Source organism: Bradyrhizobium sp. WSM4874 (assembly GCF_055811835.1).
On the sequence record NZ_JBVVPR010000007.1, the window covers coordinates 17,624 to 30,403 of the forward strand.

A 12,780-nucleotide genomic window follows, 5' to 3' on the forward strand; every position below is an offset into this window, starting at 1 on the left:
GACATGCGGCCGGCGCCATGCTGAATTTCCTCGCCCGCCGCATTGCGCAGATCGTGCCGACACTTTTCTTCGTGTCGGTGCTGATCTTCTCGCTGCAGCAATTGTTGCCGGGCGATCCGGCGCTGGTGATGGCCGGCGAGGAGCGCGATCCCGCCGTGATCGAGCAGATCCGCCAGCAATACCGGCTCGATCAGCCGATCCCCGTGCAGTACGTCTACTGGCTCAAGGGAGTCCTGACCGGCAATTTCGGAGAGTCGCTGCGCAACAAGATGCCGGTGCGCGAGCTGATCGCTCAGAAGCTGCCGGTGACGCTCCAGCTCGGCTCGATGGCAATGTTGATCGCGCTCCTGATCGGCATTCCCGCCGGCATCGTCTCCGCCGTGAAAAAGGGCACCGTCTGGGACTATGGCGCCAATTTGTTCGCGCTGTGGGGCATCTCGACGCCGAATTTCTGGCTCGGCATCATGCTCATCTTCCTGTTCTCGATCGAACTCGGCTGGCTGCCGGCGTCCGGTTACGTACCGCTGACCGAGAACTGGCGTGCGAGCCTCGCTGCCACCATCATGCCGGCCTTCGTGCTCGGCAACGCGATTTCCGCGGTCCTGATGCGGCACACCCGGAGCGCCATGCTCCAGGTGCTGGAAAGCGACTACGTTCGCACCGCGCGCGCCAAGGGATTGTCCGAACGCTCGGTCATCCTCAAGCACGCCATGCGCAACGCACTCACGCCGATCATCACGCTCGGCGCGCTCGAGCTCGGCACGCTGTTGTCGGGGGCGGTTCTGACCGAGCAGATCTTCTCCATTCCCGGCTTCGGCAAACTGATCGTGGATGCCGTGTTCAACCGCGACTACGCGGTGGTACAGGGCGTCGTGCTGGTGACGGCGACGGTCTACATCGCGCTGAACCTGGTTGCCGATGTCGCCTACATCCTCGTCAATCCGCGGCTGCGGGGCTAGACCATGACCGATGCCGCTCTGCCCGCCGCTCCCATCGCGCAAGCTGACGAGCTGGACAGCCCGGCGCGGCGCGCCCGGCGGCGCCTGTTTAAACGCAAGGCCGCAGTGTTCGGACTTGTCATGATCACGTTGTTCGTCGGCCTCGCGCTGCTCGCGCCGCTCGTCGTGCCCTACGATCCCATCGCGACGAGCTGGAGCCTGGTTCGCAAGCCGCCCACTGCGGCGCACTGGTTCGGCACCGACGAGCTCGGTCGCGACATTCTGAGCCGCGTCGTCTACGGCGCCCGCGCGTCGCTGCTCGCGGGCCTCATCTCGGTCGCGATCGCGCTGGGCGTTGGCGTTCCGCTCGGCCTGCTCGCCGGCTATCGCGGCGGCTTCGTCGACGCACTGATCAGCCGGATGACCGACGCGATGCTGGCCTGTCCATTCCTGATCCTGGCGATCGCGCTCGCCGCATTCCTCGGTCCGAGCCTCGGCAACGCCATGATCGCGATCGGCATCTCGGCAACCCCGATCTTCATCCGCCTGACCCGCGGCCAGGTGTTGAACGTCAAGGCCGAGGACTATGTCGAGGCGGCGCGCGCGCTCGGCAATCCGCCGTGGCGGATCGCGTTCTCGCACATCCTGCCGAACATCCTGCCGGCGCTGCTGGTGCAGGCGACGCTGTCGATTGCGGCCGCCATCATCGCCGAAGCTGCGCTGTCCTTCCTTGGCCTGGGCCAGCAGCCGCCGGCGCCATCCTGGGGCAGCATGCTCAACGCAGCGCAGCGCTTCCTGACCCAGGCGCCCTGGATGGCCCTCTGGCCGGGGCTTGCGATCTTCCTCGTGGTGCTGTCGCTGAACCTGCTCGGCGACGGCCTGCGCGACGCGCTCGATCCACGCCAGCGCTAGATCACGACCTCGCGCATCACGCGGCGGCAATCCATCTCGTATTCGAGATCGACGACCGGCGGCCGGGCATAGTGCCAGGTCAGGCCGGACCGCAGCGCCCCGCGGCGGACGAGCTCGTCGACCAGTGCGTGGTGGAAGTCGTGCACGGAATAGGCCTGCACGCCGGTCGTGTCCTTCCAGCCGAAGCCGAAGGCCGTCATCCTGTTTTCCATCTGCGATGTCGTCGTATAGCGCACCTTCTCGCGAAGGCCTTCCGGGCTGAGGTCGCGGTAGCGCACGGTGCGCTCGACATAGGTCCCGCTGCCCTCGCGCGCCTCCGCGCCGCCGGCAATCACGAAGCTCGGCGCCTTCGAGCTCGTCGGCCGCGTGAAGGAGAACGCATAGAATGACGGCTCGGCCGGTGGATCGATCTCGGGACAGACATTGCTGCGCGCCACCGGATTGGTGGTGCCGTCGAAGATGCCCCATTCGGATAGCGTCTTCACATAGTGCAGGTTGAACGCGCGAAAGCCTTCCTCGCTGAAGGCCGCGGGCGAGCGCAGCTCGCAGGCACAGAACGCCGTCAGCGGCCGCCCCGCCTCCTGAATATACTTCGCGGCAAGCGCAAACCCTTCCGCGAGCGGCACCAGCCGGTCGAAGCGGACGCGCTCGATCTCATAGCCGTCATCCGCGGCCGCACCGGCCGAATACTGGAATACGGACGGAATGAAGCGGTAATTGCCGGCGGAGAATTCACCAATCATGTCGGACTCCTATTCCAGTTGCATGCGAATGCCCTTGGCGCCGTTAAGCAGGCGCTTCAGGTGAAAGCCGGCCAGCGTATCGTCGGCATGCATGCCGACCAGCGCGGCGAAGGCCGGCATGGCCGCGGCGTCACCGGCCTCCATCTTGGCAAATGCCTCGGAATACAGCGCCGTTTCCGGCGCAGCGAATTGAGCCGGCGTCAGCGGCTCGAACGCGCGCAACGGTTCGCTGCGTCCGCGCAGCATCAGTTCCCCGACGGAACGACCTCGAAAATTCTCAGCCGCCTCGGCGACGCCGGCACTGACGCAAATCCGCGTGCCCAGATGCTTGTTCGCGGCTTCCAGTCGCGCCGCGATGTTGATGGAGTCGCCATACGCGGTGTAGTCGAAAAACCGGTTGCCGCCGAAATTTCCGACCAGCGCCGGCCCGGCGTGAATGCCGATGCGGGTGGTACCGAAATTCACGCCTCTCACCTTCCAGCGCGCGGAAAAATCCTCCGCCCAAGCGTCGAGATCGTGCGCACAGGCGACCGCGCGCGTCGCATAGTCCGGCTGATCCCCGGGCGCGTTGAAGAGCACCTGGATTGCATCGCCGATGATCTTGGCAACCGTCCCCTCATGCGCGAAGACGATCTCTGTCATCCCGCCGACATACTCGTTGAGAAGCGCGCCCAGCGTCTCCGGCGGCGCACTCTCGACCAGCGAGGTAAAGCCGGTAATATCAGTGAAAATGGTCGCGATATCGCGCCACTGTACTTCGATCCCCCTGCCTTCGCTCCCTGCCGCGAGACGCTTGGCGAGCTCGGGCGAGAAATGACGCGAGAGCGCGGCGTGAGCGCGCTCGGCTTCCGCCTGGCGGCCTCGCACCTCTCGCAGCATTTCGATGTGGCGGATAGTCTTCTGGATCGTCATCTCCAGGTCGGCGAAATCGATTGGTTTGGTCAGGAAGTCGAACGCACCGCGGTTCATTGCAGTGCGGATATTGCTCATGTCGCCATAGGCCGACACGATGATGGTGGACTTCTTGTCTTCGGCTTCCTGGAGCTTCGCCAGCAGCGACAACCCGTCCATCCTGGGCATGTTGATGTCGGAAACTACCATGTCGACATGCGGGTTCTGCTCGAGCGATCGCAGCGCTTCGAGGCCGTCGCGCGCGAACATGATCGTTACCGACCCATCGCGAATCTGCCTGCGGAATTTTTGCAGGACCAACGCCTCGAGATCCGGCTCGTCGTCGACGAAGAGGATGGTCGCGGTCATGCGGCTTGCTCGAGCCTCGTGTCGATTTCCTGCCGCAGCAGCGCGAAATCGATCGGCTTGGTCAGAAGCCCGACTGCGCCACGCTCGATCGCCTTCCGACGCGTCTCGGCATCTCCATAGGCGGTGATCATGATGACGGGAACGTCAGGATGCGCATCACGTACCTTCGGCAGCATGTCGAGCCCGCTCATGCCGGGCATGTTGATGTCGGACAGAATCAGGATCAACGAGGGATCGCGAACCTCGGCGGCGAGCTTCAGCGCATCGGGCGCGGACGGCGCGAATTCCATCTGGAAGCGGCCGGTGCGCAAATCGCGCCGGAACTGCTGCCGGAACAGCGCCTCGACGTCGGGCTCGTCATCGACGACCAGAATGTAAACGTTCAAGTCTTGCCTCCGGAAGTGTCGCCCGCCGCCATCATGCGCGGCAGGGTGATGATGAATTCGGTGAACACACCGGGCTCGGTGTTCACGTCGATGGTGCCGCCGTGCTGATTCACCACGATGTCATGGCTCATGGAAAGGCCGAGCCCGGTGCCCTCGCCGGCCGGCTTGGTGGTGAAGAAGGGATTGAACATCTTCTCCCTCACCTCCGACGGGATCCCGGTGCCGTTGTCGCGAATACGGATCTCGAGCTTGTCGCCGAGAGTTTTGGTTGCCGCGCGCAACGTGGGCTCGAAGGCGTCTGCGGCGCTCTCCTTGCGCTTGACGGTGGCGTAGAAGCCGTTCGAGATCAGATTGAGGAAGACGCGCGTGATTTCCTGCGGATAAACATCGACCATGCCCGCCGCGGGGTCGAAGCCGCGCTCGATCGTGACGTTGAAGCCGGGCCTTTCGACACGTGCGCCGTGATAGGCGAGATTAAGGCTCTCCTCCAGGATCGCGTTGATATCGCTGAGGCGATGCTCGCCGGAGCCCTCGCGCGAATGCAGCAGCATGTTCCTGACGATGGAATCGGCGCGTTTGCCGTGCTGCACCACCTTTTCGAGGTTGCTCCTGAGCATGCCGGTCAGCTCGTCGACCTCTTCCTTTGTCTTGCCGTCGAGCGAGGCCCCTTGCAGGGCCTCGTTGAGCTCGTCGATCAGCTCCGTCGACACCGCCGAGAAATTGTTGACGAAATTGAGCGGGTTCTTGATCTCGTGCGCGATTCCCGCCGTGAGCTGGCCGAGGGACGCGAGCTTCTCGGTCTGGATCAGGCGGTCCTGCGCGGTGCGAAGATCGTCGAGGGATTGCCGGAGTTCTGCGGTCCGCTGCTCCACCTTGTTCTCGAGGTCTGCATACGATTCCTGCAGGCGCTCGCCCATGTGGTTGAACTGGTCTGCGAGACCCTCGAGCTCGTCACCGGTTCTGATCGAGATGCGCTGGGAGAAATCGCCGCTGCCGATGCGCTCGGCGCCGCTCCGCAGCGCCTGTATCGGCCCGACCATGCGGCGCGCGAGGAATATCCCGGCAAGCACCGCGAAGATCGACGCCGCGAGCAGCACGAATGCAAGCCGTTCCAACGCGGCATAGAGCGCCGCATAGGCCTCCTCGACCGGGAGCTCGACGAACATGGTCCAGTGCAGCGGCGCGATCGGGGCCGACGCGGTCAGCACCTTCTGTCCCTGGAGATTGCGCGCTTCGGAAAGCGCGTCGAGCGTGGCGCTGCCTCCGGCAAGCGCGGCGCGCACCTGGGTGAGACCGGACATGTCGGTGTTGCGCAGGACCAGGCTGATATCGGGGTGCGCGATCAGGCGTCCTTCCGGACCGACCACGTAGGCGTGTCCGTGCTCGCCGACCTTGATCTGGGATACCACGTCCCAAATGAGCTTGAGATTGACCTCCGCGATACTGACACCGGCATCCTTGCGCGACCCCGCCTGCGCGAGGGTCATGTACGGCTCGGACTCCCTGCGGAAATAAACCGGCCCGTAAAAATCCTTGTGCGCGACCGCCTCGGTGAACTTCGGATCGTCCGACAGGTCGATGCCGCTGTCGATCGCGTCCATGGCGAGCCGCGAGACCCGCAGCCGCTCCCTGCCGGTCGCATCGACCTGGGCGAGCTCGGTGACCGCAGGGACCTGGCGCAGCAGCCGCAGCGCATCGAACCGGCGCTGCTCGATCGAGCCCGCCGACCACGGCAGCTGCGTGGTCCAGCCGAGCTGGCTCTCGATCTCCTTGACGAACTGACCGATCTTGGCCGCGGCCGCCTCCGCCTGTTCATGCTGAACCCGGATCAGAGCGGACTTGTGCTCGCGATAATAGAAGAAGACCTCGAACAGCCCGTTCGCCAGCAGCGCGATCGCGACGACAGCCACGAACAGCGCGACATATTTGGTGAAGAGCCGGCTCTTGATCCCCTGCCCTGGCGTCGTGCCGGACGCGACGGCAACCGACGCCGCGCTTGGCAGCGTCCTGGCTTGCGGGGTGTCGGGGTGGAGGGAAAGGCTCATCCCGCCGAACCTAGCAAGAAGACCGGACCTTGTCTCTCGCGAGCGGGAAAGGCTAGCCGACGCGCCGGAGGCAATAGAAAAAGGGCGGCAGCGGATTGGCCGCTGCCGCCCTCGGGTTCCTTGATTTGCGGCCTCAGGTCGGCCGGAGCGCCTTGGAGCCGAGGTCCAGATCGTTGACCTGCTTGTTCCGCTCGGAATCGGCCGCCGCGCGATGGTCGGTCGCCAGCACCACATAGACCGCCGGCAGCACGAACAGCGTGAACAACGTGCCGATCGACATTCCGGCGACGACCACCAGACCGATCGAGAAGCGGCTGGCCGCGCCTGCGCCGGTCGCGGTCAGGAGCGGGATCAGGCCCGTCACCATCGCTGCCGTGGTCATCAGGATCGGTCTCAGACGAATGCGAGCCGACATTTCGATGGCGGAGCGGCGATCGAGCCGCTCGTTGATCTGGAGCTCGTTGGCGAACTCCACCATCAGGATGCCGTGCTTGGTGATCAGGCCCACCAAGGTCAGCAGACCGACCTGAGTGTAGATGTTCATGGTCGCCACGCCGAAGAATAGCGGGATCAGCGCGCCAACGATCGCCATCGGCACCGAGATCATGATGACCAGCGGATCGCGCAAGCTCTCGAACTGCGCCGCCAGCACCAGGAAGATGATGATCAACGCGAAGCCGAAGGTGATCGCGAGCTGGTTGCCTTCCTGCACATATTGCCTGCTGTCAGCGAGATAATCATGGCTGAAACCTTGCGGCAGGTTTTTGGCCTCGCTCTCGAGGAAGTCGACCGCCGCACCGACGGTCACGCCGGGCATCGGCACCGCCGAGAAGGTCGCCGAATTGAGCTGATTGTAATGTGTCAGCGAATTCGGCTCGGTCTTGGTCTCGATCGACACCACCGTCGAGAGCGGAAGCTGCTGGCCGGTGTTGGTCGTCACGTAGTAGCCGGCGAGCGATTCCGGCGAGAGCCGCTGGCCGCGCGGCACCTGCGGGATGACCTGATAGGAACGGCCCTCGAGGTTGAAGCGGTTGATGTAGTTGCCGCCGAGCAGCACCGCGAGCGTGCTGCCGAGGTTCTGCATGCTGATGCCGAGATCCTGCGCCTTGGTGCGGTTGATCGTCACCTTCACGTTGGGCTGATTGTAGGCAAGATCGCTGTCGGAAACGATGAACATTCCGCTCTTGCGGGCCGCAGCCTTCAGCTTCTCCATCTGCTCATAGACAGTCTGGAAACTGGCGGTGGAGTTGATCACCATCTGCACCGGGAGGCCGCCCGGGCCGCCCGGCAGCGGCGGCAGGTTGAACGCGAACGCCTGCACGCCCTCGATCTTGGAAAGCTCGGCCTGCACCAGCGACTTCAGCTGGATCGACGAGCGCTTGCGCTCCTCCCACGGCTTCAGCAGCATGCCGGCGATACCGCCCTGCGGGCCGTTGATGCCGTTCAGCACGAAGCGCAGATCGGTCTCGGGGAATTTCTGGAATTCCTTGTCGAGCTTCTCGCCGTAAAAGTCGACGTAGTCGATGTTGGCGTATTTCGGCGCCTTGGTCACCGCGAACACGATGCCCTGGTCTTCCTCAGGCGCCAGCTCCTTCGACGTGTGCATGTAGAGGAAGCCGACGAGCCCGAGGATGGTCACCGCAAACAGGCCGGTGATGGCCTTGTAGTCGAGCGAGCGGTCGAGCCTGCGCCCGTACCACCGCGTTAGCGCGCCAAACACCTTGTTGACCAGCTTGGCGAAGCGCCCTTCTTCTGTGTTCTTCAGCAGCACCGAGCACATCATCGGCGACAGCGTCAGCGCGATCACGCCGGACACGATCACCGAGCCCGCAAGCGTGAAGGCGAATTCGCGGAACAGCGAGCCGGTCAGGCCGCCGAGGAAACCGATCGGCGCGTACACGGCCGCGAGCGTGATGGTCATCGAGACGACGGGACCCACGATTTCGCGCGCGCCTTCCAGCGACGCCTGGACCGGCGTTTTCCCTTCCTCCAGATGACGATGGATGTTTTCCACCACGACGATGGCGTCGTCGACCACGAGGCCGATCGCGAGCACCATCGCGAGCAGGGTCAAGAGGTTGAAGCTGAAGCCCAGCGCCAGCATCAGCGTGCAGACGCCGATCATCGACAGCGGGATGGTGACGACGGGAACGATGACCGAACGGAACGACGCCAGGAACAGGAAGATCACCACGATCACGATGATCACGGCTTCACCCAGCGTCTTCTCGACCTCGTCGATCGAGGATTGGATGAACTTGGTCGAATCGTAGGCGACCTTCATCTTCATCGACGGCGGCAGATTGCGCTCCAACTCGGGGAACAGCGCCCGCACGCCCTTGACCAGCGTCAGCGGGTTGCCCTGCGGCGTTGCCTGCACACCGATGAAGATGGCGTGCTCTCCGTTGAAGGCGACGCTCGCGTCCGTGCTCTGGGCCGCAAGCTCGACGGTGGCGATGTCCTCCATGCGCACGAAGCCGCCGTCCTTGGCCTTGACGATCATCTTCTTGAACTGGTTGACGTCGGTCAGGCCGGTATTCGTCGAGACGTTCGAGACGATGAGATAGCCCTTGGTCTGCCCCGCCGCGGACTGGAAGTTGTTGGCGGTGATCGCGGTCGCGACATCCGCAGGCGACACGTTGCGGCCCGCCATCTTCAGGGGATCAAGCCACAGCCGCATCGCAAAGGTCTGGCCGCCGAGAATGTCGGCGGAGGCCACGCCATCGACGGTCGACAGCACCGGTTGCACAACGCGCGTCAGATAGTCTGAGATCGCCGAGCCCGACAGCTCTTCGGACGAGAATCCGAGATACATCACGGCCGTGGTCTGGCCCGTGGTCTTGGTGACGATCGGGTCGTTGGATTCCTTCGGGATCAAATATTTGACCGAGTTCGTCTTGGCCAGAACCTCGGTCAGCGCCTGGTTCGGATCGAAATTCAGCTTGATGTAGACCTGGATCGTCGAAGTGCCGAGCACCGAGGACGAGGTGATGTAATCGACGCCTTCGGCGGAAGCGACCGCCTGCTCGATCGGAGTAGTGATGAAGCCCTGGATCAGGTCCGCGGACGCGCCCGGATAGACGGTCGTGATGTTGATGACCGTGTTCGACAGCTTCGGATATTGCCGGATCGGCAGCGTCGTCGCCGCGCGCAGGCCGATCAGCAGGATCAGCAGGCTGACGACGACCGACAGGACCGGGCGTTTGATGAAAATATCAGTAAAGCGCATCGCGGCGATCTCGATTTCTTTGACTTGCAAAGCGCATGACCCGGCCGTGCCGGATCATGCTGCAACGTGTACGATGTCAGTAGCGCGGCGGCTGCGCCGGGATCTGCGGAGCCGGGTCGGTCGAAATCGACACCGCCGCGCCCGATTGCAGCTTGAGCTGGCCGACGGCGACGACCTTGTCGCCGGGCTTCACGCCCTTGACGATTTCGACGCGGCCTTCGACCCGGTTGCCGGTCTGCACGAAAGTGCGCACCGCGCTCAGGCTGGTCTTGCCGTCAGCTTCCTTCTTCTCGGTGATCACGAACACCGAGTCGCCGTACAGCGTGTAGTCGACCGCCGTCTCCGGCACGGTGACCACGGCCGGCTTGTCCGGCAGCACCACCGTGGTGGTCACGAACATGCCGGGCTTCAGGATCTTCTCCGGATTGGAGATGGTCGCCTGCACGCGGATGTTGCGGGTGTCGGCCGAGATCTGCGGCTCGATCGTGGTGATCTTGGCGTCGAAGGTGCGGCCGGGATAGGCGTCGACCTTCAGCCGGACCGGCTGACCGACCTTGAGATTGCCCGAGTCCTTTTCCGTCACCGTGAAGTTGGCCCACAGCTCCGACAGATCCGTCAGCGAAACGATGGCCGTGCCGGCGGTCAGATACTGGCCGACCTCGACCTTGCGGACGCCGAGATCGCCGGAGAACGGTGCACGGACCAGCTTCTGCGAGATCAACGCTTCGGTCTTGGCGATACCCGCCAGCGCCTGATCGTACGCGGCCTGCGCGGTGTCGACGGTTGCCTGCGGGCCGAACTGGCGCGACGCCAGTTGCTTGGCGCGGTCGAGCGACAGCTGTGCGACGGTGGACTGCGCCTTGTAATTGGCAAGGTCGCCCTGCTCCGGTGCGTCGAACATCTGCACCAGCGGCGTGCCGGCCTCGACATGCGTACCCGGCTCGAACTTGATCTCGGTGACGCGGCCGTTGACGTCGGCGCTGACGTCGACCTGGTGCACGGCGGACAGCCCGCCGACGGCGGTCAACAGATTCGGCACAACCTCGGACTTCGCCTCGGCGGCGCTGACCGCAACCGGCGGCGGCTTGTTGTTGGCGAAGAACTGCTTGATCATCTGGCCGCGGAAAAAATTGAACCAGACGAGGCCACCGACGAGCACGGCCAGAAGCGTGCCGACGATGATGAACCAGAGCACCGGCCGGACCGGACGCTTGGGAGCCTTGTTATCGATCGGTTCGCCCGAAATCTTGTGTTCGGTGACGATGTTCATGTCATGCACTCTCTGCAATCGCCGTCTTGTCCGCACACGCGGCCTGATCGCGGCCCAAATGCGCAGCAATTGCGGCGTCGTTAAGTCCGATACCCCTCAGGAGAAACTCACAGAGCTGCCGCTCGAGGTCGTTCGCCTTGCCGTAAGCGAGACACGGCGTGGCCGGCAGCCTGGTCAGCGCAGCCGTCATCACAGTGTGATGCGCAAACCAGAACAGGTTGAGCGGTTCGCCGCTGTATGGCCGCGCGTCCCTCGCGGCAACCGCACGCTCGAGCGAGGCGACGAAGGCCGCCCCGATCAGCGTCTCGATCTTGGCATATAGCAAACGCGCGAATTCGCCATCGTCCAAATGGCTCGTGGCCATCAATCGCAGCCGCTGGGCCTCTTCCTGGTCGGGCCCGTCGGCGATGTGCATGAAATGCCCGACCATGCCGCGGATCACTTCGACCAACGTCGCGGTCGACGGCTCGCGTTCGAGCAGCTCCATGAGCGCCGGGTCCGCCTCGCATTCGTCGCTGAGGATTTCGGCGTAAAGCGCGGCCTTGGACGGGAAATGCTTGAACAGCAGCGCTTCGGAAATGGCAGCGGCGGCCGCCACGCTCTTGGTCGTGGTGCCGGTATAGCCGTGTCGGGCAAAGCAACGCTTTGCGGCGCCGAGGATCAATTGACGCCTCAGGTCGCTCGTCATACGCAATGAGCTCATGCTAGTGAGTAAGCACTCACCCACGCAAAAGTCAAGCACTATGCTGCATCGCAACCTGAGTGCGTTGTAATTTCAGTGGAAATTCGCCGCGCCCACACGGCCTCCGTGCAGGACGGAGGCGCCGGAAGGATCGCCTAGATCGGCTGGAAGCCGAGGTCGCCGCGAATCCGGTTGAGAATGTAAGTCCCATCCCGGCTCGGCAAAATCCGCTCCAGATTGGTGCTGTCGATCTTCACATTTGCAAAGCGCGGCCCGGCCGTGACGTCGTGGACGGCTTTGGCGAAGGCCTCGACCTCGGCCATGGTCGTGACAGACCGGCTATCCCCGATGCCGCAGGCCCGGGCGACGCCGACGAGGTCGGCAGCGACGGAGGTGTGGCTGGTCTGGCCGCCGGTCTCGCCATAGGCCTCGTTGTCGAGCACCGCGATCGAGAGGTTGGACGGCTTCTGGAGGCCGATGGTGGCAAGGCTGCCCAGGCCCATCAGCATCTCGCCGTCGCCGGTGATGACCAGCACCGGCAATTTCGGCTGCGCCAGGGCAAGCCCGAGGCCGATCATCGCCGCCCCGCCCATGCCGCCCCAGAGATAGAAATTCCGGGCATGGTCGCCGGCCGCGCACATATCGTTAGTGGAGGCGCCGAGGCCGCCGATCGCAACCACATCCTTGCGGTCCGCGAGAAGCGTGGTCACCACCTGACGGCGATCGAGGAGATTGGCCTTGCTCATTTGGTGAAAACCTTGGCGCCGATCAGGCGCTGCGATAGCAGGACGGCGGTGGGCGTGAGCGCGTTATAGGCCTGCGCGGCCGCCGCCTCGAGCACGGCCGGCACCTCGGCTGCGTTAGACGCCCGCAGCACCTTGACACCCGAGAGCTCGAACACGCCTTGGGTGGTCGATCCCATCGGCACCTGCCATGGATTGAACTCGCCCCACTCGCCACGCATGGTCACCAGCGTGAGGAAGGGAAAGCGCAGGATCGGGATCAGCGACAGCATGTTGATGCAATTGCCGACCCCGCTCGACTGCATCAACAGCACACCGCGCTGTCCGCCGGTCCAGGCGCCCGCCAGCAGCGCCACGCCCTCCTCCTCCGTCGTCAGCGAAATGCCACGCATCGTCGACGAGGCCAGCACGCGCTCGATCAGCCTCGAATGACCGGCGTCGGGCACGTAGGGCACCTGCCGGACGTCGAAGCGTTGCAAGGTCGCGAAAATATCGTCGGGCCAATGAGTGCTGGACTCGGCGGCCGTTTCGGCAGCGTCAGCGCGGGCGTGCATTTTCCTGTCCGGTCGGCT

11 protein-coding genes are annotated in these 12,780 nt (G+C 64.0%); 2 read left to right on the top strand and 9 right to left on the bottom strand.

Features of this window, described 5'->3' with window-relative positions; genetic code table 11:
* Nucleotides 1-17 precede the first annotated feature (17 nt).
* Both AC0L3P_RS09375 and AC0L3P_RS09380 read left to right on the top strand, forming a co-directional pair.
* On the top strand, nt 18-959 hold the full coding sequence (locus AC0L3P_RS09375) for an ABC transporter permease (RefSeq protein WP_275170487.1): 942 nt from the start codon (nt 18-20) through the stop codon (nt 957-959).
* A 3-nt stretch (nt 960-962) separates the two neighbouring features.
* On the top strand, nt 963-1,850 hold the full coding sequence (locus tag AC0L3P_RS09380; RefSeq protein ID WP_354056530.1) for an ABC transporter permease: 888 nt from the start codon (nt 963-965) through the stop codon (nt 1,848-1,850).
* Here the strand turns inward: AC0L3P_RS09380 and cnbZ are convergent.
* From cnbZ to AC0L3P_RS09425, 9 genes are all read right to left on the bottom strand, one after another.
* Complete coding sequence (cnbZ, locus tag AC0L3P_RS09385; RefSeq protein WP_473301685.1) at nt 1,847-2,593, bottom strand: 2-amino-5-chloromuconate deaminase CnbZ; 747 nt, start codon at nt 2,591-2,593, stop codon at nt 1,847-1,849. The genes AC0L3P_RS09380 and cnbZ overlap by 4 nt on opposite strands.
* Before the next feature lie 9 nt (nt 2,594-2,602).
* The gene (locus AC0L3P_RS09390; RefSeq protein WP_473301686.1) at nt 2,603-3,853 is read right to left on the bottom strand and encodes an adenylate/guanylate cyclase domain-containing protein; all 1,251 of its coding nucleotides are present in this window, start codon (nt 3,851-3,853) and stop codon (nt 2,603-2,605) included.
* Nucleotides 3,850-4,239, bottom strand: coding sequence for a response regulator (locus AC0L3P_RS09395; protein WP_275170483.1), 390 nt, complete (start codon nt 4,237-4,239; stop codon nt 3,850-3,852). Before AC0L3P_RS09395 ends, AC0L3P_RS09390 begins: the two co-directional genes overlap by 4 nt.
* A complete protein-coding gene (locus AC0L3P_RS09400) occupies nt 4,236-6,284 on the bottom strand; it encodes a sensor histidine kinase (RefSeq protein ID WP_473301687.1) in 2,049 nt (682 codons plus the stop codon). The genes AC0L3P_RS09395 and AC0L3P_RS09400 overlap by 4 nt, the downstream gene beginning before the upstream one ends.
* Before the next feature lie 133 nt (nt 6,285-6,417).
* Nucleotides 6,418-9,513, bottom strand: coding sequence for a MexW/MexI family multidrug efflux RND transporter permease subunit (locus AC0L3P_RS09405; protein ID WP_473301791.1), 3,096 nt, complete (start codon nt 9,511-9,513; stop codon nt 6,418-6,420).
* 76 nt (nt 9,514-9,589) lie between these two features.
* The gene (locus tag AC0L3P_RS09410; RefSeq protein ID WP_275170481.1) at nt 9,590-10,783 is read right to left on the bottom strand and encodes an efflux RND transporter periplasmic adaptor subunit; all 1,194 of its coding nucleotides are present in this window, start codon (nt 10,781-10,783) and stop codon (nt 9,590-9,592) included.
* A gap of 1 nt (nt 10,784) precedes the next feature.
* Nucleotides 10,785-11,486 (bottom strand): TetR/AcrR family transcriptional regulator, encoded by a 702-nt coding sequence (locus AC0L3P_RS09415; RefSeq protein WP_473301688.1) that lies wholly within the window; start codon nt 11,484-11,486, stop codon nt 10,785-10,787.
* Nucleotides 11,487-11,620: 134 nt separating this feature from the next.
* The gene (locus tag AC0L3P_RS09420) at nt 11,621-12,211 is read right to left on the bottom strand and encodes a thiamine pyrophosphate-dependent enzyme (RefSeq protein WP_473301689.1); all 591 of its coding nucleotides are present in this window, start codon (nt 12,209-12,211) and stop codon (nt 11,621-11,623) included.
* A complete protein-coding gene (locus tag AC0L3P_RS09425) occupies nt 12,208-12,762 on the bottom strand; it encodes a phosphonopyruvate decarboxylase (RefSeq protein WP_473301690.1) in 555 nt (184 codons plus the stop codon). The genes AC0L3P_RS09420 and AC0L3P_RS09425 overlap by 4 nt, the downstream gene beginning before the upstream one ends.
* Between the last annotated feature and the right edge of the window lie 18 nt (nt 12,763-12,780).

Excerpts from the sequence above, each read along its gene's own strand:
- cnbZ (WP_473301685.1), bottom strand. The coding sequence starts at position 2,593 with ATGATTGGTGAATTCTCCGCCGGCAATTACCGCTTCATTCCGTCCGTA.
- AC0L3P_RS09375 (WP_275170487.1), top strand. The coding sequence starts at position 18 with ATGCTGAATTTCCTCGCCCGCCGCATTGCGCAGATCGTGCCGACACTT.
- AC0L3P_RS09410 (WP_275170481.1), bottom strand. The coding sequence starts at position 10,783 with ATGAACATCGTCACCGAACACAAGATTTCGGGCGAACCGATCGATAAC.
- AC0L3P_RS09415 (WP_473301688.1), bottom strand. The coding sequence starts at position 11,486 with ATGAGCTCATTGCGTATGACGAGCGACCTGAGGCGTCAATTGATCCTC.
- AC0L3P_RS09420 (WP_473301689.1), bottom strand. The coding sequence starts at position 12,211 with ATGAGCAAGGCCAATCTCCTCGATCGCCGTCAGGTGGTGACCACGCTT.
- AC0L3P_RS09405 (WP_473301791.1), bottom strand. The coding sequence starts at position 9,513 with ATGCGCTTTACTGATATTTTCATCAAACGCCCGGTCCTGTCGGTCGTC.
- AC0L3P_RS09390 (WP_473301686.1), bottom strand. The coding sequence starts at position 3,853 with ATGACCGCGACCATCCTCTTCGTCGACGACGAGCCGGATCTCGAGGCG.
- AC0L3P_RS09380 (WP_354056530.1), top strand. The coding sequence starts at position 963 with ATGACCGATGCCGCTCTGCCCGCCGCTCCCATCGCGCAAGCTGACGAG.
- AC0L3P_RS09425 (WP_473301690.1), bottom strand. The coding sequence starts at position 12,762 with ATGCACGCCCGCGCTGACGCTGCCGAAACGGCCGCCGAGTCCAGCACT.
- AC0L3P_RS09400 (WP_473301687.1), bottom strand. The coding sequence starts at position 6,284 with ATGAGCCTTTCCCTCCACCCCGACACCCCGCAAGCCAGGACGCTGCCA.